This is a genomic window from Actinomyces sp. ICM58 (assembly GCF_000283035.1).
Lineage (GTDB): Bacteria > Actinomycetota > Actinomycetes > Actinomycetales > Actinomycetaceae > Pauljensenia.
The window spans coordinates 1-20,375 of sequence record NZ_ALIY01000215.1; the positions used below are offsets into that span (position 1 = coordinate 1).

General features: G+C 65.1%; 18 protein-coding genes. 9 read left to right on the forward strand and 9 right to left on the reverse strand.

Annotated features, from left to right (window positions below; translation table 11 throughout):
- Positions 1–779: 779 nt before the first annotated feature.
- The 4 genes from HMPREF1138_RS09520 to iolC all read right to left on the reverse strand — a co-directional run bounded on the left by HMPREF1138_RS09520 (position 780) and on the right by iolC (position 6,405).
- Entirely contained in the window at positions 780–2,282 is a 1,503-nt protein-coding gene (locus tag HMPREF1138_RS09520) for a CoA-acylating methylmalonate-semialdehyde dehydrogenase (protein WP_009059213.1), read from the reverse strand.
- Positions 2,283–2,561: 279 nt separating this feature from the next.
- Positions 2,562–4,469 carry a 3D-(3,5/4)-trihydroxycyclohexane-1,2-dione acylhydrolase (decyclizing) gene (gene iolD, locus HMPREF1138_RS09525; RefSeq protein ID WP_009059211.1) on the reverse strand — a complete coding sequence of 636 codons (1,908 nt, stop codon included), beginning with the start codon at positions 4,467–4,469 and terminating at the stop codon, positions 2,562–2,564.
- 23 nt (positions 4,470–4,492) lie between these two features.
- Positions 4,493–5,365, reverse strand: coding sequence for a 5-deoxy-glucuronate isomerase (gene iolB, locus HMPREF1138_RS09530; protein ID WP_009059218.1), 873 nt, complete (start codon positions 5,363–5,365; stop codon positions 4,493–4,495).
- Positions 5,366–5,439: 74 nt separating this feature from the next.
- Complete coding sequence (iolC, locus tag HMPREF1138_RS09535; protein ID WP_009059233.1) at positions 5,440–6,405, reverse strand: 5-dehydro-2-deoxygluconokinase; 966 nt, start codon at positions 6,403–6,405, stop codon at positions 5,440–5,442.
- A 191-nt stretch (positions 6,406–6,596) separates the two neighbouring features.
- Here iolC and HMPREF1138_RS09540 point away from each other — a divergent pair, with 191 nt between their 5' ends.
- The 9 genes from HMPREF1138_RS09540 to HMPREF1138_RS09580 all read left to right on the forward strand — a co-directional run bounded on the left by HMPREF1138_RS09540 (position 6,597) and on the right by HMPREF1138_RS09580 (position 14,518).
- A complete protein-coding gene (locus HMPREF1138_RS09540) occupies positions 6,597–7,364 on the forward strand; it encodes a GntR family transcriptional regulator (protein WP_009059229.1) in 768 nt (255 codons plus the stop codon).
- Between the two features lie 111 nt (positions 7,365–7,475).
- A complete protein-coding gene (locus HMPREF1138_RS09545; protein WP_009059215.1) occupies positions 7,476–8,552 on the forward strand; it encodes a transaldolase family protein in 1,077 nt (358 codons plus the stop codon).
- Between the two features lie 86 nt (positions 8,553–8,638).
- Positions 8,639–9,628 carry an inositol 2-dehydrogenase gene (iolG, locus tag HMPREF1138_RS09550; protein WP_009059226.1) on the forward strand — a complete coding sequence of 330 codons (990 nt, stop codon included), beginning with the start codon at positions 8,639–8,641 and terminating at the stop codon, positions 9,626–9,628.
- Between the two features lie 283 nt (positions 9,629–9,911).
- Positions 9,912–10,838 (forward strand): myo-inosose-2 dehydratase, encoded by a 927-nt coding sequence (iolE, locus tag HMPREF1138_RS09555; RefSeq protein ID WP_009059209.1) that lies wholly within the window; start codon positions 9,912–9,914, stop codon positions 10,836–10,838.
- Positions 10,839–10,963: 125 nt separating this feature from the next.
- Positions 10,964–11,296, forward strand: coding sequence for a TSUP family transporter (locus tag HMPREF1138_RS09560; protein WP_009059220.1), 333 nt, complete (start codon positions 10,964–10,966; stop codon positions 11,294–11,296).
- A gap of 65 nt (positions 11,297–11,361) precedes the next feature.
- A complete protein-coding gene (locus HMPREF1138_RS09565) occupies positions 11,362–12,729 on the forward strand; it encodes a hypothetical protein (protein WP_009059231.1) in 1,368 nt (455 codons plus the stop codon).
- Between the two features lie 84 nt (positions 12,730–12,813).
- The gene (locus HMPREF1138_RS09570) at positions 12,814–13,203 is read left to right on the forward strand and encodes a hypothetical protein (RefSeq protein WP_009059206.1); all 390 of its coding nucleotides are present in this window, start codon (positions 12,814–12,816) and stop codon (positions 13,201–13,203) included.
- Positions 13,200–13,496, forward strand: a complete 297-nt coding sequence (locus HMPREF1138_RS09575) for a hypothetical protein (RefSeq protein ID WP_009059222.1) — start codon at positions 13,200–13,202, stop codon at positions 13,494–13,496. The genes HMPREF1138_RS09570 and HMPREF1138_RS09575 overlap by 4 nt, the downstream gene beginning before the upstream one ends.
- Before the next feature lie 95 nt (positions 13,497–13,591).
- Entirely contained in the window at positions 13,592–14,518 is a 927-nt protein-coding gene (locus HMPREF1138_RS09580; protein WP_009059216.1) for a DUF4268 domain-containing protein, read from the forward strand.
- 101 nt (positions 14,519–14,619) lie between these two features.
- Here the strand turns inward: HMPREF1138_RS09580 and HMPREF1138_RS09585 are convergent, their stop codons facing one another.
- From HMPREF1138_RS09585 to HMPREF1138_RS09605, 5 genes are all read right to left on the reverse strand, one after another.
- The gene (locus HMPREF1138_RS09585; RefSeq protein WP_009059214.1) at positions 14,620–16,017 is read right to left on the reverse strand and encodes an alpha-L-fucosidase; all 1,398 of its coding nucleotides are present in this window, start codon (positions 16,015–16,017) and stop codon (positions 14,620–14,622) included.
- Positions 16,017–16,841, reverse strand: coding sequence for a carbohydrate ABC transporter permease (locus HMPREF1138_RS09590; RefSeq protein ID WP_009059224.1), 825 nt, complete (start codon positions 16,839–16,841; stop codon positions 16,017–16,019). The genes HMPREF1138_RS09585 and HMPREF1138_RS09590 overlap by 1 nt, the downstream gene beginning before the upstream one ends.
- Positions 16,834–17,814: a carbohydrate ABC transporter permease gene (locus tag HMPREF1138_RS09595; RefSeq protein WP_039937833.1), complete on the reverse strand. Its 981-nt coding sequence runs from the start codon at positions 17,812–17,814 to the stop codon at positions 16,834–16,836. The genes HMPREF1138_RS09590 and HMPREF1138_RS09595 overlap by 8 nt, the downstream gene beginning before the upstream one ends.
- 148 nt (positions 17,815–17,962) lie before the next feature.
- Entirely contained in the window at positions 17,963–19,213 is a 1,251-nt protein-coding gene (locus HMPREF1138_RS09600; protein ID WP_009059217.1) for an ABC transporter substrate-binding protein, read from the reverse strand.
- 292 nt (positions 19,214–19,505) lie between these two features.
- Positions 19,506–20,375, reverse strand: an 870-nt coding sequence (locus HMPREF1138_RS09605) for a PD-(D/E)XK nuclease family protein (protein ID WP_081496015.1), incomplete at its 5' end; no start/stop codon positions are given.

Here is a 20,375-nt window from a genome sequence, read left to right on the forward strand (position 1 = left end):
TGGGGCACTTCGTGGTGCCTTTGTGGCGTCTCATGTTGTGGTTCCTCAGAAATGTCGCATGCAATTCCCCCACACGTATTTCAAACGTTGAAATCGCACCGTTGGAATTGCAACGTTTTCGGGCGCTGCAGAAAGTTCGGGTACCCGAATTGCATGCGAGTTTTGGTTGATGAGGCGCCCAAGGTGAACTCCTGTGTTCGATCGTCGTCCCACGACACTGTCCACGACCCCCGGCACGCTTCGACCACCACCCCCACACCCCACAATGCGAAGAGCCGGTTTTGCACCATTAGAAGCCCGCTATCGGCGTGTCGCCGGCGTGTCGCACCTCTAATGCTGCAATTCCCCCCGTGTCTTGTCCGGACATGACGGGGCGTCGCGCCCAAACAGCAGGCCCTGCCGCCGCCCCCGCGCACCGCAGCCACCTTCACCCCCGCTGGCCTCGCGCCGCGCACCGCAGCCACCTTCACCCCCAGGCGCAATGGGGGGTTTGCACCATTAGAAGCCCGCTATCGGCGTGTCGCCGGCGTGTCGCACCTCTAATGCTGCAATTCCCCCCGTTTGGCGACGCCCGTAGCGGTCGGAGAGGCGACCGCCGAAGAACGCGCCGGCGACGACGTCGGTGTATCAACGTCGTCGACAAGGTTTCCCGTCCGTCCACTCGCGCAGGCTATCCACACGTTCATTCACTAATGCACGAGACATGTCCAGACATAATGAGACGAAAGGCGGGGCGGATCGACAGACCTACCCCGCCTTTCACGAGAGCGTCGTTAGTGTCAGGCGTTCGTCGGGAAGTTCATGCCGACGTAGCCAACCTTCTCGCCGCGCTTGGGCCAGCGAGTCGTGACAACCTTGGCCTTCGTATAGAAGCGCACGCCCTCGGGACCGTGGATGTGGGTGTCACCGAGGAGCGACTCCTTCCATCCGCCGAAGGAGTAGTAGGCGACCGGAACGGGGATCGGCACATTGACGCCGACCATGCCGGCCTCGACGTCGACGACGAAGTGGCGGGCGGTGTCACCGTCAGAGGTGAAGATCGCGGAGCCGTTGCCGAACTCGGAGGAGTTGACGATCTCGATGGCCTCTTCGTAGGTGTCGGCATGCACGACAACCAGGACCGGGCCGAAAACCTCTTCGCAGTAGACACTCAGGCCGCGGTCCACGCCATCGATGATCGTGGGGGCCAGCCAGAAGCCGTCAGCGTATTCTTCGCCCTCGGGGCGGTAGCCGCGACCGTCGAGGACGATGGTGGCACCCGCAGCCTCGGCCTCATCGATCCACTTGGTGATGCGCTCCTGCGAGGAACGGGTGATGACCGGGCCCATCTCGGAGGCTGGGTCGGTGCCGGGGCCGACGACAATCTTCTCGGCGCGTGCCTTGATCGCGGGAACCAGCTTCTCCTCGACACCGCCGACGGCGACGATGACGGGCAGGGCCATGCAGCGCTGGCCGGCCGCACCAAAGGCGCCGGCGCTGATGTGCTGCGCGGCGAACTCGATGTCCGCGTCGGGCATGATGATCGCATGGTTGTTCGCGCCGCCCAGGGCCTGGACGCGCTTGCCGTGCGCGACGCCGGCGTCCTGGACGATGTGGGCGACCGGGGTGGAGCCGACGAAGGAGATGGCGTCGATGCCGGGGTGGGTGAGGATGTCGGAGACGAGGTCGCGGTTACCGGCGATGACGTTGAACAGGCCGTCGGGCAAGCCGGCTTCCTTGTAGAGGCGGGCGATGATCAGCGAGGCGCTGGGGACGACCGAGGCGACCTTGAGGATGAAGGCATTGCCGGTGGCCAGGGCGACGGGGTGCATCCACATGGGGACCATGGCCGGGAAGTTGAAGGGACAGATGCCGGCGACGACGCCGACGGGCTGGCGCAGGGTATGCACGTCGACGCCGGTGGAGGCCTGGTCGGTGAACTCGCCCTTGAGGGCGGCGTTGATACCGCAGGCGAAGTCGATGGTCTCGCGGCCGCGGGCGATCTCTCCGAGGGCGTCGCCGTGGGTCTTGCCGCCCTCGCGCACGATGGCGTCGGCGATTTCGTCCTGGTGCTCGATGACGAGTTGGCGGAACTTGAACATGATGTCGACGCGCTTGGCCAGGGCGGTTCGGCCCCATTCCTTCTGTGCCTCGCGGGCGATCTCGACGACGCGGTCGAGGCAGTGCTTGTCGGCGAGGGCGAGCTGGTCGACGACCTTGCCGGTGGCGGGGTTTTCGACGCCGACGGTCTTGTCCGAGTGAGCGACGTACTCTTCGCCGTTGACCCACAGGTTGATTGTCATTGGTTTTACCTTTCTTCCCATTCATCCATGAATGGTGGAACAACTTTGTTAGGACAAACAGTAGCATGTTTCTGCGACGAATGCCTCGATATCCGCAATACCAGCACATACCAGGACACAATTGTCCCGTCTATCGGACACGAGCCTCGCGCTCCCCGAACGAGGCCGTGGCCGGGCCTGCCCCATCGCGCACTCCCCGCCCCCGCCTCGTCCCCCTCGACAAAAAAGGGGGCGACCCCGGAACACATCCGGGGCCGCCCACGCCAGCGCGCCGACGCGTCACAGGTAGTGACGCTGCGGCTTGCGGTCGCGCTGGTAGTCCTCGTAGGCGCGCTGCGTGGACTCCAGCTCGGAGACCTGCGAGACGGCCACGTCCCACCAGGAGGATCCGGGCGGGTTGGGGCCCATCAGGTCAGTCTCGATGTGGATCATGGTTGCGCGGTCCGAGGCGGCGGCCACCTTGTAGGCCTCCTTGAACTCCTCGATCGTGTGGGCCTCGATCACGTCGATGCCCCAGGAGCGGGCGTTCGCCGCGATGTCGACGCCGGCGATGCGCTCGGTATCCTCCAGGTGCGAACCCGTGCCGCGCTGGCGGTACTTCGTGCCGAAGCGCTGGGAGCCGCGGGACTCGGACAGGGCGCCGATGGACGCGAAGCCGTAGTTTTGCAGCAGGACGTAGATGACCTTGATGCCTTCCTGGGCGACCGTGGCCAGCTCCATGGGGAGCATCTGGTAGGTGCCGTCGCCGACGATCGAGACGACCTCGGACTGCGGGCGGGCCAGCTTGACGCCCATGGCGGCCGGGACCTCGTAGCCCATGCACGAGAAGGCGTACTCGACGTGGTACTGGACGGGGGTCTTTGCCTGCCACAGGGCCTGCAGGTCGCCGGGCATCGAGCCGGCGGCGTTGATGACCACGTCCTCGTCGCCCATGAGCTCGTTGAGCGCGCCGAAGACCTCGGTCTGGGCGGGCAGCGGGGCGTTGCCCACGTGGTAGCACTGCTCGACCTTGGCGGCCCATGCCTCGCGCTCGGCGGCGATCTCGGCGGTGTAGGCCTCGTCGACGCGGTAGTCGGCCAGCTCCTCGGTCAGGGCAACGAGCGCCTCGCGGGCGTCGGCCACGACCATCTCGGCACTCTGCTTGGCGGCGTCGAAGGGCGTGATGTTGATGTTGACGAAGGAGACGTCGGGGTTCTTGAACTGCGTCTTCGAGGCCGTCGTGAAGTCGGAGTAGCGCGTGCCCACGCCGATGATCAGGTCGGCCTTGTCGGCCAGGTGGTTGCCCGAGTCGCCGCCGGTCGAACCGACGCCGCCCACGGAGCAGGGATGGTCGCAGTTGATGGCGCCCTTACCGGCCTGCGTGTCCGCCACCGGGATACCGGTCGCAGCAGCGAACGCGCGCAGCTCTTCGCTGGCCTCGGAGTAGATGGTGCCGCCACCGGCGATGATGAGGGGACGCTTGGCGGCGCAAATCTTGGCGACCGCGCGCTCAATGGCCGCGCGCTCGGCCGGGGGACGGCGCACGTGCCACACGCGCTTGGCAAAAAACTCGATCGGCCAGTCGTAGGCCTCAGCCTGGACGTCCTGGGGTAGGGCGATCGTGACGGCGCCGGTCTCGGCCGGGTCGGTCAGGACGCGCATGCCGCTCAGCAGCGAGGGGATCAGCTGCTCGGGACGGTTGATGCGGTCGAAGAAGCGCGAGACGGGGCGGAACGCGTCGTTGACGGTGACGTCCAGCGAGGTCGGATCCTCGAGCTGCTGAAGGACCGGGTCGGGGATGCGGGTCGCGAACTGGTCGGAGGGGAAGATGAGGACGGGCAGGCGGTTGGTCGTCGCGGTCGCCGCGCCGGTCACCATGTTGAGGGAGCCGGGGCCGATCGACGCGGTGGTCATCCAGGTCTGCAGGCGGTTCGTCGTCTTGGCGAAGGCCGCGGCCGCATGGACGGCGCCCTGCTCGTTGCGGGGCATGATGTAGGGCATCGGGTTCTCGCCCTCGGCCGGCGCGATCTCGTTTTGCAGTAGGGCCTGGCCGATGCCGGCGACGTTGCCGTGACCGAAGATGCCGAATGCGCCCGCGATGAGGCGGCGCTCGATGCCGTCGCGCTCGGTGTACTGGTTGGACAGGAAGCGAATGATTGCCTGTGCGACCGTCAGGCGCACGGTTCCCCTGTAGGCTTCTTTGCTCATGGGTGGTCCTTTCGGGAGCTGTCTTACTTGTTCATGGGGAGACGGGGGTCCACTTCCTGGTGTTCCCAGGTCGCGCGGATCCAGTGGTGGGCCGGATCGTCGGGGGCGAGCCACACGAGGTCCTCGTTCGGGCCTGCCATGACGTTGAGGTAGTACATGTCGTAGCCGGGGGCAGCGACGCAGGGGCCGTGGTAGCCGTGGGGAACCAGGGCGACGTCCCCGTCGTGGACCTCGCAGCACAGGTCGATGGGGCGGCCGGGGCTGCCGTAGGTGCGGTGCAGGCCAAATCCCTTGGAGCCCTCGGGGCCGTCTTCGATCTCGAAGTAGTAGATTTCTTCGAGCTCGCGCTCGTCCTCGGAGTCCTGCTCGTGCTTGTGGGCCGGGTAGGAGGACCAGTTGCCGCCGGGGGTGATGACCTCGCAGGCCAGCAGGTGGGAGGTGGTGACGCCTTCGACGGCCAGGGAGTAGTTGTTGACCTGGCGCGAGCAGTCGCCGGCGCCGCGCAGGTCGACGCGGACCTGGCTCTTGGGGTAGTAGGCGGTGGGGATGTCGCGGGTGGCGATCGCGGAGGGGAAGGCGAAGCGGCCGCCGCCGGCGGAGGTGATGGTCAGGCTCTTGCCGCGTCCGACGTACAGGTAGTCGGTGACGCCGGAGAAGACGCCGCGGCGGCCCTCGAGCTCGTAGGTGTGGCCGTCGACCTCGACGGTCGCGCCTCCCGCGAGGGGTAGGACGAGGAGCTCGGCATCGCCGGTGTCGACGACCTGGGGGGCGCCGGCCTCGAGGATGAGGACGCGCAGGCCGGAGAAGGCCCAGCCGGCGCGCTGGGGGTCGATGTCGACGGTGAAATTGCCGTAGCCGGAGGAGCCGGCGGGAACGTACATGTCGGGAAGAGTCATCTGTGTCTCCTGGGTTGGCGGCTTCGGCGCCGCGGGGGTGTGATCGGTACGAGGCTGGGGCGTGGGTCGGGCGGTCAGGGGAGGACCCCCGTTTCCACGAAGGTACTCAGCTGTTTTTGGGTGGGCATCGCGGTGGAGCATTCGATGTGTGAACACACGTAGGCTCCGGCAGCCGAGGCGTAGCGGATGGTTCTTTCCAGATCCCATCCTTCGACGAGGCCGTGGATGAGTGCGCCGCCGAAGGCGTCGCCGGCGCCGAGTCCATTGAGGACAGTGACCTCCTGAGCCTCGACCCACACGCGCTCGTCCGCGGTCTTGGCGAGAGTGCCCTTGGGCCCCTGCTTGACGATCGCGAGGCCGACTCCGCGTTCGAGGAGCGCATCGGCGGCTCCCTCGGGGTCGGAGACGCCGACGGCCATCTCGCATTCCTCGCGATTGCCGACCGCGACGTCGACGCGCGAGAGGACGGCGCCAACGCGCGAGCGCGCCTGGGCCATGCCGCTCCACAGGTTCGAACGGTAGTCCAGGTCGAGGATCGTGGTGCCCGCGCCTCGGTCCCGGTGGTCGAGGGCGCGCAGGTGCAGGCCGAAGGATGAATCGCGTGAGAGGCCAGTGACCGTGAACCAGAAGATTCCGGCCCTCTCGACGGCGTCCCAGTCGACCTGGTTCTCGCGCAGCTCGAGGTCGGGTGCGCTGGGTTCGCGGTAGAAGTAAAGAGGGAAGGAATCGGGCGGGAAGAGTTCGGCGAAGGTGACGGGGGTATGGAAGTCTCGGACGGTGACGACGTGGTCGGAGGAGACGCCGAGGCGTTCGAGCTCGCGGGTGACGAACCGACCGAAGGGGTCGTCCCCGACTCCGGTGATGACGCCGGCGCGGTGCCCGAGTCGGGCGACGGCGACGGCGACGTTGGTGGGGCTGCCGCCGAGGAACTTTCCGAAGGTTTTGACGTCTTCGAGATGCTCCCCGACTTGGAGCGGGAAGATGTCGACGCCGGAGCGCCCCATTGTCAGAATGTCGACATAGCGTCGATCCAGGGACATGCTAGGTCCTTCCTCTCCGTTGGGGTGGCTCTCGCACCGGACCCACCTAGGATGCACCATCGACACACAATCGTCAAACTTTGTCCATACAATAGGGCGTGCGCGTCGTTGTCACCGCCCGCCCACAAAGACTGCTACCATGTAACTGTATATTTTCACAAGGTCAAAGTCCCACCCTACGAAGGTCGACCATGTCCCACTCCTCCAAGGCTTCCCCCAGCGAGCCCTACGTCCCGGACATCACCCTGGATCGCTCCTCCCCCGTACCCCTATACTTCCAGATCTCCGAGCCGATCGCCGAGCTGATCAACTCGGGCGCACTGCCCGCGGACACGCGCCTTGAGGATGAGCTGTCAATGGCCGCCCGCCTGCACGTCTCACGCCCCACCGCCCGCCAGGCTTTGCAGCGCCTCGTCGATCGCGGCCTCCTCACGCGACGCCGCGGCGTCGGCACCATCGTCTCCCCGCGCCAGGTGCACCGCCCCGTGGAGCTCACCTCCCTCATGAAGGACCTCGTCGAGGCCGGGCACCAGGTCCACACGACGATCCAGCGCTACGAGGCACGCCCCGCCACCGAGACCGAGGCCGACGTCCTCAAGGTCGCCGAGGGCACGCTCGTCGTCCACATCGAACGGACGCGTTTTACAAACAGCGAGCCGATCGCCGTCCTCACGAATCTCATTCCCGCGGACATCTCGCCGACCATGCAGGAGCTCGAATCCAACTCCCTCTACGACATGATGCGAGAGCGCGGAGTCACCCTGGCCTCGGCGCGCCAGGTCATCGGGGCGCGCACCGCCACCGCCAAGGAGGCCAAGCTCCTATCCGAGCACCGGGGCGCCGCCCTGCTGACGACGCAGCGCACGACATACGACCCCTCCGGGCGCGTCGTCGAGTACGGCGACCACATCTACCGCGCGTCGCGCTACTCCTTCGAGGCCAGTCTTTTCGCGCAGTGATAATGAATTGCTAATTTGTCCTAACAAACGGTTGACAGGATGGCGCGCACGCCGTAGACTTGTGGGCGACGGAGAATAGCCGCAAGCAATCACAAAGGAGTGCTCCCCGCCATGTCCATCGAGTACACCCCCGGCCCCCTCCTGGATGCCGCTCGCAACACCCCCACCGCCCTATGGAACGATTCCTCGGATCCCAGCGAGCTGGCCCAATCCATCTCCTTCGGCGGCGTCGGCGCGACCTGCAACCCGACCATCGCCTACACCTGCATCAACCAGCGCCGCGACGTGTGGCTGCCCCGCATTGCGGAGCTCGCCAAGGAAATGCCCGATGCGACCGAGTCCGAGATCGGTTGGCAGGTCGTGCGCGAGCTCTCCCTGGAGGCCGCCAAGCTCCTCGAGCCCATTTTCGAGGCCGAGAACGGCCGCAACGGCCGCCTGTCCATGCAGACGGATCCGCGCCTGGCCCGCTCCGCCAAGGCTCTGGCCGACCAGGCCGAGGAGTTCCACAACCTCGCTAAGAACATCATCGTGAAGATCCCGGCCACCTCGGTGGGCCTCGAGGCCATCGAAGAGGCCACCTACCGCGGCGTCTCCGTCAACGTGACGGTCTCCTTCTCCGTCGCACAGGCCGTCACCACGGGCGAGGCCATCGAGCGCGGCCTCAAGCGCCGCGAGGCCGAGGGCAAGGATACCTCCCAGATGGGCCCGGTCGTCACCCTCATGGTGGGCCGCCTCGACGACTGGATCAAGGAGGTCGCCGCGCGCGACAAGATGTTCCTGGATCCGGGTCACCTCGAGTGGTGTGGCGTTGCCGCCTTCAAGCGCGCCTACCAGGAGTTCCGCAAGCGCGGCCTGCGCGCCCGCATGCTCTCCGCTGCGTTCCGCAACGTCATGCACTGGTCCGAGTTCGTCGGCGGCGACGTCGTCGTCTCCCCGCCGTTCACGTGGGCCAAGCTCATCAACGACTCGGACTACACGATGGAAGAGCGCATGGACATCCCGGTGCGCGAGGACATCATGAAGACACTGCTCTCGATCCCCGAGTTCGTCCGCGCCTACGAGCCCGACGGCATGACCCCGGAGGAGTTCGACACCTTCGGTGCCACCGTCAAGACCCTGCGTGGCTTCCTGCAGGCGGACGCTGACCTCGACACCCTGGTGCGCGACGTCATTATGCCCGCTCCGTGATCCACTCGGTGGCCCCGCAACGGCGCGGGGCCACCGGTCACGGTTTTTCTGCTCTTCAGCACCCCCTCACCTAGAAAGAAGCAACGATGCTCAACATTGCCGTCATCGGCGCCGGCCGCATCGGCCACGTCCACGCCAAGACCATCGCAGCCCACCCGGGCGCAACCCTCGCCCTCGTCGCCGATCCTTTCGGCAACGCCGCGCGCAAGCTGGCCGAGGCCTACGGCGCCCGCCACACGACCGACGTTGATTCCGTCTTCACCGACGAAGGCGTCGACGCCGTCGTCATCGGCTCACCCACGCCGCTGCACATCCCCCACCTGCTCGCCGCCGCCAAGGCCGGTAAGGCCGTGCTGTGCGAGAAGCCGATCGCTCTGGACATGAAGGACGTTGAGGCTGCTCACGATGAGCTGGGCGCCGTGTCCGTACCCGTCATGTTCGGCTTCAACCGCCGCTTCGACCCCTCCTTCGCCGCGGTTCACGCCCAGCTTGAAGAGGGAACGATCGGCGAGCTGGAGAACCTGCTCATCATCTCGCGCGACCCCTCCGCTCCCCCGGCTGAGTACGTGAAGGTCTCCGGCGGCATCTTCCGCGACATGACCATCCACGACTTCGATATGGCCCGTTTCTTCCTGGGCGACATCGTCGAGGTGCACGCCTTCGGCCAGAACTTCAACGAGGAGATCAGGGAAGCCGGCGACTTCGACGCCGCCGTGGTCACCCTAAAGAACGCCGCTGGCGTCGTCGCGACCATCGTCAACAACCGCAAGTGCTCGGCCGGCTACGACCAGCGACTGGAGGCCCAGGGCTCGACGGGCACGCTCAACGCGGACAATATCCGCGCCACGACCGTGCGCCTGTCCAACGCCGAGGTCACGGATGCGGCCGAGCCGTACCTGGACTTCTTCCTGCAGCGCTACGCGGACGCCTACCGCATCGAGCTGACCGCATTCATCAACGCAGTTGTTGCGGGCACGACGCCCTCCCCGTCCATCGATGACGCAATCGAGGCTCTGCGCCTGGCCGAGGCCGCCACGGAGTCGGCGCAAACCGGCAAGCCCGTGTCGCTGGCCTGAGATGAGCCTGATTCATCCCGGTGGGACGCCTCGCGTCCCACCGGGATTTTCACGCGTTGATGGTCACTTTCGAAGCACTGCGCCAACCTGATGGCGATGCCAATCCCACATGTCGGGCGGGTTTCACAGGTGGGCGCATGCGCATGCGTTCCCGTCTCAAACCGGGGGCTAGGAAATCTCCCAAGCGAGATTCTTTGTCTGGACAATCAAACAGGATTGAGTAGAATGGTGGCACCGGCGTTTCTCGCCGATGTTTACAACCGCGACTCACAGGAGAGCTGCAATGACTCACGTCTACGATCCCGCAACCGCGATCAATGACCCGAACGGCATCACGTGGGGCATGCACCCGATTGCGTGGCGTAACGACGACATTCCCGAGGTCGGCGAATGGAACACCATCGACGTCATGTTCGATGACCTGGCGGAGGCCGGTTTCGCAGGCACCGAGGTCGCCGGCTGGTACCCCTCGAAGGAAGAGACGAAGGAAAAAGCTGACGCCGCGGGCCTGAGAATCGTCGCCCAGTGGTTCTCCAGCTTCATTGTCCGCGACGGCGTCGAGGCCGTCATCCCGGACTTCCGCGCCACCTGCGAATACCTGCAGTTCCTGGGCGCCACCCGCGTCGTCGTCTCCGAGCAGACAGGCTCCGTGCAGGGCATCCGCGACATCTGCATCTTCGAGAACAAGCCCGTCCTGAAGGACGAGGAGTGGCCGGTCCTGGCCGAGGGCCTAAATAAGCTCGGCGAGATCGCCCACGAGTACGGCCTCGACCTGGTATACCACCACCACCTGGGCACCGTCATTCAGACCAAGGACGAGACCCTGCGCCTCCTGGAGCTGACCGACCCGGACAAGGTCTCCCTGCTCTTCGACACGGGCCACGCCTACGTGGGCGACGGCGACGTGATGGGCCTGCTGCGCGGCGCGATCGACCGTATCAAGCACGTCCACTTCAAGGACGTGCGTCCCGCCAAGATGGAGGAGTCGCGCGCGGCGAAGCGTTCATTCCTCGACTCCTTCCTGGCCGGCATGTTCACGGTTCCCGGCGACGGCACGATCGACTTTACCGAGCCCTACCGCTTCCTGGTCGAGCACGGCTACAAGGGCTGGATCCTGGTTGAGGCCGAGCAGGACCCGAAGATCGCTCCCCCGCTTGAGTACGCGCACATCGCGCGCGACTACGTGTTGGGCACGCTGCTGGGCCAGTGAGCTAGTGCCGCGAACCTCACCAGCGCGCGTGCCATGGGGGTGCGGAGGCAACAACGACGTTGCCTCCGCACCCTTTCCTCTCTCGAAGCTGCCCGGGGCGCAGGGCCTACTCGCCCGCTCCCGGGGTGCGCGACCTGTCCGCGAAGGAATTGACCGGCGTCATACTGGCCCTCCTTCTCATTGGCGACGCCATCGCGCTGTGGGCATACCGCCGAGACGCAAACACGGCGGTCCTGCGACGACTCATCCCGTCGGTGCTGACGAGCGTCGGGCTGGGCGCTCTCCTACTGGCGATGAGCACACAGGCGCAGATGCGCCGCACCATCGGAGCGATCCTGCTGGCCCTCGTCCTCGTGACGCTTGCGCAGCGCCGTTGGGGAACCCCTCAGCCCCGGCCTCGGCCCGCGCCGCGGCACGGACGCGCCTCTCGCACGCGTCCCGCACCACAAAGTGTTTGACGCGCATCACTTCTGCGGCTATTGTCGGTCACGAGGACACCACGGTTGGCGAGAAAGGACGCGCCATGACTTGGTTTTCATCCATGATCCCTGGGGCCCCCGGCAACGCAGATTCCATCGCATTGGTCGCGCAGACCCTGCACGAGAGCGCCACGCAAGCTGAAAACATCGAGCAGGCGGTGTCGCGCATCCCTTCGTCCATCTCGACATGGAAGGGCCACGCTCACCTCGATTACCTGGAATCACAGCAGCGAGCGCGCAGCCGCATGATCCATTTCAACGAAGGCATGGCCTGTGCGGCCAACGACGTCGAGTCCTACTCGTGGAGCGTGCGCGCCATGCATAACTACGTGGAGAACACCCTGCGTCCCACCGCGCAAGAGCTCGACGAGGCATTCACACGCACTCCCGCAGGCCAGCGCCTCGACGCGTACTTTTCCCTCGTCGCCGAAGCGCGCACCCTCCAGGGCGAGTACAGGGAGCGCTACAACAGGCTCAAGCAAGAGGCCGAGGACCTCGCCCTCAGCCTGCAACAGGCTCTGTCGATCGAACCCGTCGCGAAGAAGTCAAAGTTCGCGGGTGGCTTCTTCGACCCCTCCCGCACGGAGCGCCTGAGCGAGCGCGACATTGACAGGATCAACGCCGAACTCAAGGCCCTGCGCGAGGGCAGCTTCGACCTGCGCGCAATCGCTCAGGGAAGCATCGGCGACTGCTACTACCTGGCATCGCTGATGGCCGTCATGAACTCCCCCGAGGGACAGGCCCTCCTCGCCGACGGCATTCGACCGCACTACAACCAAGACGGAACGATCGACGGCTACATCGTCACGGTCTACGACAAGCCCGGCTTCTTCTCCTCCGGTTCCTCCACGGAAGTCCTGGTGCGAGACACTTACGCCAACGGAGCGCGTTCCAGCGGGTCTGCGGGCGTCATCTCCCTGTACGAAAAGGCGTTTTCCCAGCTCCACCCGGGCGGAGTCAACAGGTCAACCTTCTTTGAAAGCGGGATAACGGCCGGTTACCCCCGTGAGGCTCTCCCTCGCGTCACCGGTCAAGGAACATCCACGGTTGACAGGGACGGCATCTTCGGCTTTGGAAGCGGCTACGACGCCGGCGAACAACAGACGATCATCGAGGCCGCCAACAGCGGGCAGCCCACCATCGCCAACACGGACTGCAGCGACGCATTCGAGAACCGAACCGCCCCCGTGGATGTGACACTGCCCAACGGGCAGGAGACGCGCATCGACATCTACCGAGGACACGACTACGTGGTCACACACGCCGATTCGTCGGGCCTCACGCTCGTCAATCCGCACGGTACCAACACGGTCTCGGAGACGGGAAGCGCGACCCCCACCGGGGAATTCACCATCTCCTGGGAGAATTTCAACAAGTATTACGGAGACGTCACCCTCGGTGCCGTCAAATAACGCGGCACCACGCGCAGGGCGCTCTTCTCACCTGAGAGTGTCGCCGCTCCCCCAGCACTTCCACCCCGACACGATAGGCAGAACATGACTCACCAGGACCGCCGGTGGATCATCCCCGGTCACGCCGTTCGTTGCGGCCTGATCGACGGATTTGGCGAGCCGGCCATGAGCGTTCTTCGCTCGGAGATCACAGACGGGATTCCCCGCGTCACGCTCGCGGTCACGTGGAGGCCCGGCGCAGGGACTCCCCCTCCCGGGATGCGCGCAGAACTGGCCCAGGGGGAGTCCGCGTCGCTCAGCAACGTCGGGAGTTTTACCCTGGTCGACATGGAAGCACCCCTCGACGGCGACATGTTCCCACGGCCGGTCATTCTCTTCGAACCCGATCCGCGCCTCATCGAGACGGCGCGCCGATACGCTGGAGCCAACGGCCTGTTCTTCCCCGACACGATCGACGATGGGAGTCACTCATGAGCAAGGGTTTCGCGTGCGACACGGACGAAATGAGGGCGTTGATCGCCAGGCATGAGGAGCTGCGTTCCGACTTGGAAAGGGTTATCGTGCCGCCGAAAGGAGCCGCGTGGGGCTTTTCCGTCGTGCGTGGCGCGTACAAGGAGCTGGCGGAGGATTGCAATGACCGTCGCGAGATCATGCAGGAGTGGTGCACCCGCATGTCCGAGGCCATTGAGGCGACCTCCCGCGAGTCCGAGCAAGCGGACGCCACCTGGGCGGACGTCATCAAGGACGACCGCCTCACCTCCCTCTGATCTCTCCGGGGCGCGAATCCGCCGCGCCCTTCCCATGAACAACCACAGCGGCCGCGCAACGGGTTCGCAGGTATAACACGACAAGGAATCACACGATGGTCACTCTGAGCAGGCTCGAAGAGATACGCGACTTGCGAACGGTATGGCCCCACGAGGCACTCGATTTCACCCCGTGGCTCGCGCGGGACGAGAACATGGCCCTCCTCTCTGACGCCATCGAGATTGACATGACGGTTGACGAGATAGAGTCCTGCGTCGGCGATTTCAACGTCGATATCTTCGCGTCGGAGACCAGCACGGACAGAACAATCATCATCGAGAACCAGCTGGAAGACACCGATCACGACCACCTCGGAAAGCTGATCACCTACGCGTCCGGGAAGTCAGCGGATGTGATCGTCTGGCTCGTTAAACGCGCGCGAGAGGAGCATCGCGCCGCGGTCGAATGGCTCAACAACCACACCGATGAGAACATCGGCTTCTTCCTGTGCGAAATCAAGCTGTTTCGCATCGGTTCCTCCGATCCGGCCGTGAAATTCGAGGTTGTCGAACGACCCAACGATTGGACCAAGGAAGTCAAGAAGGCGACGTCACCGGATGAGGGCCAGCAGCTTCGCTACGACTACTGGGCTGCATTCCAGGACTATGCCTTTCAGGACACACGCTTTTCGCACAGCTTCCGCCGTCGCAAGCCCTCAAAGGAGTATTGGATGAGTTTCGCCATCGGCTCGCCTCAGTGTCATATCGAAGCATCACAGGTCCACAAGCGAAGCGAGCTGAGTGTCCAGCTGTACATCGATCAGGATAAGGATCTGTTCCGCTCGCTCTACGCCATGAGGGAGACGATTGAAGCCGAGGCTGGCCTGAGCTTTGATTGGCGGGAGCTCCCGAACCGCAAAGCGAGCCGCATCGTCGTCCATAAGAACGTATCATTCGACGACAGGGACCGATGGAGCGAGCACTTTGACTGGATGATCGACACCATGCTCGCGATCAAGAAGACCTTTCCCAAGTACCTCTAGCCACCGAGACCACTCGCCTGTGAGCTGGCCAGCCAACCGCTTCTGTCCCGGACGACAACAGGGGCGGCGCGTGCCCTCGCTCGCGCCACCCCTGCGTTAGCTCACGCCCGTGGTGCGGTGACGACCACTGGCAGAGTTTCTCCGCGAGCATCCCTGGGCGGGTTCTCCCCGGCCTGCAGATGCAGGCCCTGGCCGTCCCACGAGCACGCCGCGCCCGGCGTGAGAATCGTGGAACGCGAGTAGTCGAATCCGCTCGGCAGACCCAACACCTGCAAATCCGACGCATCCGCCACCACGGCCACATGGTCGCCATGCCCCAGCAGGCGCACCCAGGCCTCGTCCGAGCCCGAAGCCGACAGGGCGCGTGTAGCGCCCGCAGCTTCGGAGGACACCGGACGCACGCCCACAAGCTCCGGCCCATATAGGTCGTTCCACTCCCCCAGACCCTCGAGGCACTCGCGCTGCTCGCGAGGAATCGTCCCGTCAGCCTTCGGGCCCACGTTGAGCAGGAGGCGCCCGCCGCGCGAAACGACGTCCACCAGGTGACGGACGGCACCCGCACCGCTCAAGTACTGATGGTCCCCCTCGGCGCGGTTGTACCCGAAAGACAGGCCCACACCTCGGCAATTCTCCCAGGGCGTCCCGCTGGTCTCCGAATCCCCCATGTGCTGATACTCGCTGGTCAGGTAGTCCGCGTGAACGCCGCCGTAACGGTCATTCGTGACCCCCTCGGGGCGAGCCGCGTAGAAGTACTCGAAGAGCGTGCCCAGACCGTAGGGGCCGAAGTTCTTCCCCTCGTCTGGCCAATCAATGTCGTTCCACACGACGTCGGGGGCGTAGCGGTCGATCAGGTCGCGCACGTGCACAAAGCAGTAGCGCGCGTAATCCGCGTCCTTCGGTCGGCACCGGTCCTTGCAGTCATCCTCGGACAGGATGGGCCGTGCGGGCCGGTAGTGCCAGTCCAGGCCCCCGGAGTAGTACAGGCCAACGCGCAGTCCCTGCGCCCGCGCGGCATCCGCGAAGCCCGCCACGAGGTCGATGCGCGGACCCCGGCGAACCGTGTTGCGCGTGCCCGTCTCCGGGGCGTCCCACAGCGTCACGCCGTCGTGGTGCTTCGTCGTCAGCACCGCGTAGCAGGCGCCCGCACGGTGGAAGAGACGCATCCACTCAGATGGGTCCCACGCATCCGGGTCCCACGCGTCCAAGAACGCGTCGTAGGGGGCAGCCCCATACAGGTCCTTGTGGCGGCGCGCCGCCGGAGAACCCGGGATACGGATCGTGTTGAAGTACCACTCCGCGTATGAATTATGGGTAAACCATGCCTCCCAGTCGTCCTCGACGCCGAGCTCCCCGTGATCCTCCGCCCACGCGGGCACCGAGTACGGCCCCCAGTGGACAAAGATTCCCAGCGGCGCGTCTTGGAACCACTGCGGCGTTGGGCGAGCCAACGCCCCCCAGCGGGCGGACTCGTCGAGTGTTTCACGATGTTCCACGCTCATCACCGTCCCCCGAAGGCGCCCAGGGTGACGCCCTTTTCCAGCTGCTTCTGCAGGAACACGACCAGCAGAATCGACGGGATGGTCGTCATCGTGACCGCCGCCATGAGCGGGCCCCAGTCGGTGCCGCGCTCACCCGAGAACATCTGCAGGCCCAGCGGGATCGTCGCCAGCGTCGAATCGTTGACCACGATGAGGGGCCACAGGAACGAGGACCAGTAGTCGATGAAAGCGAACACGCCGACCACCGTGATCGGAGCCTTCAGGAGGGGCAGGAGGATCTTCGTGAGGATCTGCCAGTCGCTGCAGCCGTCGATGCGCGCCGCCTCCTCGAACTCGAGGGGCAAGGACAGCAGGAACTGCCGGATCAGGAACGCCCCGAACGCTCCGAACGCGAAGGGCACGATGAGCGCGAAATACGAGTTCACGAGGCCCATGCGCTGCATGCCGATGTACAGCGGAATCACGAGGACCTCCTGGGGCAGGACGAGCGTGCCCAGGAACAGCATGAACAGGTGATCGCGCCCCTTAAAGCGCAGCCGCGCGAACGCGTATGCCGACAGAACCGACACGACGACCACGAGGGCCGCGCCGGACAACGACACAATGAACGAGTTGAGCACGACCCGACCGAAGGGAATCGAGCGCAGCGCGGAAGGATAGTTCTCCCACGCCACCTCGCTGCCCGTCGGACTGAAGGTAAAAACCTCGGTCGTGGGCTTCAGGGAGGTCGCGACCATCCACGCGAAGGGGAACAGGAACGCGACCCCAACAATCCCCAGCAGGACAACCGAGACAGCAGTCGACAGTCGTTTTTTGCTACGCATCGTAGTTCACCCACTTCTTCTGGCCCGCGAACTGCAGGGCCGTCACCGTCATGACAATCACGAAGAGAACCCACGCCATCGACGAGGCGTACCCGAGCTTGTCGAATGAGAAACCGTTGCGGTACAGGGACAACACGATCGTGTTGGTCGACTCTCCCGGGCCGCCCAGCGTCAGGAAATAGGGCTGCGCGAAGACCTTGAACGCACCGATGATCGTCATGACCGTACAGAAGAACACCGTCGGGGAAATCATCGGGAAGACGACCTTAAAGAAACGCTGCACGCCGTTACAGCCGTCGATCGTGGCGGCCTCGAGCACCGAGGTGTTCAGGCCGTTGAGCCCGGCCGTCAGGACCACGATGTTGTAACCCAGGCCCTGCCACAGGCTCATCACCAGCAGCGACCCCATCGCCAGAGCGGGCTTATTCAGGAACGGGATGTGCTCGATCCCGAAGACACCCAGCGCGGAGTTCACGACGCCGTGGTCGGAGAGCAGGAGGCGCCAGATCAGCGCGTTACCGACCATCGGGGTGACCACTGGGATGAAGAAAATGACGCGCAGGATCCGACTGAGCCACTCCGGAACGCGCTGGAGCCAGTAGCTCAGGCCGATCGAGATCACGAGGTTGAGCGCCGTGTAGCAGGCCGCAAACACGACGGTGTTACGCATGACCGTCCAGAACGCGGGGTCCGCTCCGCTGAGCATGCGCTTGTAGTTGTCGATTCCGACGAAACGGCCACCCCCGAAGAGCGACCAGTCGAAGAAAGAGATCACGAGGGACGCGATCAGAGGCAGGACGATGAACAGCAGGAAGCCGGTCATGCCCGGAGCCAGGTAGACGAGGGCGCGCACGCCGTCGCCGCGCTTACCCGCGTCGCGCGCCTTCTTCGCGCGCTTCGAGGCCTTCGCTTCACCCGTATCCGCTGCGCCCGCTGGCGCCTCGCGGCCGGGTGTCACAGTGTCAGTGCTCATCAGCAGTGTCACCTTTCCATCACAGGGTCCGTGGTGGGCCCACCGCGCAGCGCCAACCATCATCGTTAGCGCTAACGCCAAGGGACCCGCCCAGCGAGGCCGGGGAACCCGAGCAGGTCACCCCGGCCTCGTCAATGGGGAGCCGGGCTCAGCCGGCGGAGTTCTGCAGATCGGAGAGGATATCCTGCGCGGTCTTGGTGCCGCGGAAGCCCTCGGGCGAGTACTGCTGGAAGGACGTGTTGATCTGGTTCCACGTCGTGGTCGTCACGAGCGGGGTGCCGTTCTCGAGGAGAACCTTCACCGCCTCGGCGCTGTCAGCGGGCTTGTTCGCGGCCCACTTGTCCATCGCGGACTCGATCGAAGGGACGGTTCCCTGCTTGTCCGCCACCGAGCCAATGACCTCGGGGGTGACCAGCTGCTTGAGAACGTCGAAGGCGGCCTGCTTGTCGGGGCAGGACTTCGAGATGCCGAAGCCCGACCCCTGGATGACCGCGCGAGGCTGACCCGACGGGGTCGGAATGACGGCAACGCCGAGCTTATCGCCGAGCTCCTTCTCGAAGGAGCCGTACATCCACGGGCCGTCGATGATCATCGCGGCGGTTCCCGAGGTGAAGGCGGTCTGGGCGGGACCGTCGTTATCGGCGGCGTTCGGGGCGACTGCGACCTGTTCCTTGTGCACCAGGTCGAAAGCGAACTGCACGCCCTCCACGAACTTCGGATCCGTCAGGGTGTTCTTACCATCCTGGGAGACCTGGCCGCCGAAGGAGATACCAAAGTCGCCGGGCGCGTTGCCCAGGAGCAGCGGCTTGACGGCCACGCCGTACTGTCCGTCACCGGTGAGCGTCTTCGCGTCGGAGAGGAACTGCGCGGTCGTGTACGAGGTCGTCGGCGCGGCGAGGCCGGCCTTCTCGAAGAGCTCGCGGTTGTAGTACAAGACGTCGGGCTCGGCGTCGTAGGGCAGCGCCAGGACATGCCCGTCGACCGTCATGCCCTGCATCATCGCAGCGTTATAGTCGGAGGCCTTGATGCCGGCTTTCTCCATGTAGGAGTCGAGCGGCTCGAGGAGGCCAGACAGCTCCTGCGCGCGTGCGGCCTGCGTGGTGAGGATGCAGGGCGCGTCGGCTGCGACCATGCGGGTCTTGACCTTCGTCCAGTAGTCATTGAAGGACGGGCCATCGAAGGTGAGGGTGAAGTTCGGGTCGGCTTCCTTAGCCGCGTCGACAAAGGACTGCCACTGCGCGCGGTCGTTCTCCGTCGAGACCCACGTGTACATCTGGTGGACCTGGTCGCCACCGGATCCGCCGCTCGCAGTACCGCCCGAGCCGCAAGCACCTGCGAGCAGCGCGAACGCCGAGGCCGTGGCCCCGAGCGCAAGGAACCTGGAGATAGTGGGGCGCATCGTGCGCTCCTTCCTGTTAGGGCACACGGCTCCAGTGACCCGCGCGCCGCCTCTCTGTAGCGCTGACCGGGAAACGGTCCGTAACGTGCCGTCACTCATCATTGAAATTGACAGGACAATGCTACCAGCCTCTGAGCAGGCCACACAAGCGAGATTTTTGCATTCATCACATACGGCGATTAAGCCTGATTATCCTGTGAAGGCTTTTGAGGACGCGGGTGACAGGCTTTTCAACCGTTTTCGTCAAACTCTTGTCAGCCTGTCACCCATCCACTTTGATTAAACACGGATTTTAAAAATCCAAAACATCGCGCAGCGCCTCGTCCAGGGAGGCGGTGCCCGACCCGAGCATGGCCTCCAGGCTCTCAAGCGTGTAGTGCGACGGACCCGCCAGGAAGGCGACCATCGCGCCAACCTCGGCGGCATCCACGCCCACGCGCTCTGCCCAGGCCCGCCGATACAGGCGCAGCTGCGTCGCGAAATAAGCCAGCTTCTCCGGTTTGGTCGTGCGCGTGACCGGCTGACCACTCTTCCAATCCACAACCAGGAATCGCGGCCCATCCCCGTTCACGCGCTCAAAGACGGCGTCGATGCGGCCCTGCACGGACACGCCTCCCACCTCTACGGAGAACGCCTCTTCGATCGCCACCGCCCGATAGCCGGCCAGCTCCCCCGCGACGAACGCGCGGAAGTTCTCACGTAGTCTCTCGAGCAGCTCGCGCTCCTTCGCGGTCAGCAGCGCCTCCTCTACCGCGTCGCCACCGCCCGACAGCGCGGCATCCTCACCGGGCGCGACCGCAGAGGGGTCCTGGGCCTCGGCCGCGGGATCCGCGCCCGCCACGTGCAGCTCACGCTCGGCCCACGCGTGGAAGACCGTGCCCAGCGCAGAGAAAGAACTGGGCTTGACGGGCATCGGCCGACGCATATCACGCGCGAACTCCCCCGCATCCTGCAGCAGCGAAGAGACAGAGGTGGCCGGCACGCGCTCGGCCCACAGGTCCACGACCGGCACCTCCTGGCCCAGCCGGTCCTCCTCGATCAGGGCGACCGTGTCCCGCACCGCCGGGTCATCGCCCAACTCCGCCAAGGCCTCGAACACGTCTCGATCCTGCGCGAACTCACGCAGCTGCGCGCGCACGGACGCCGCCGCTGCCGCGACCCG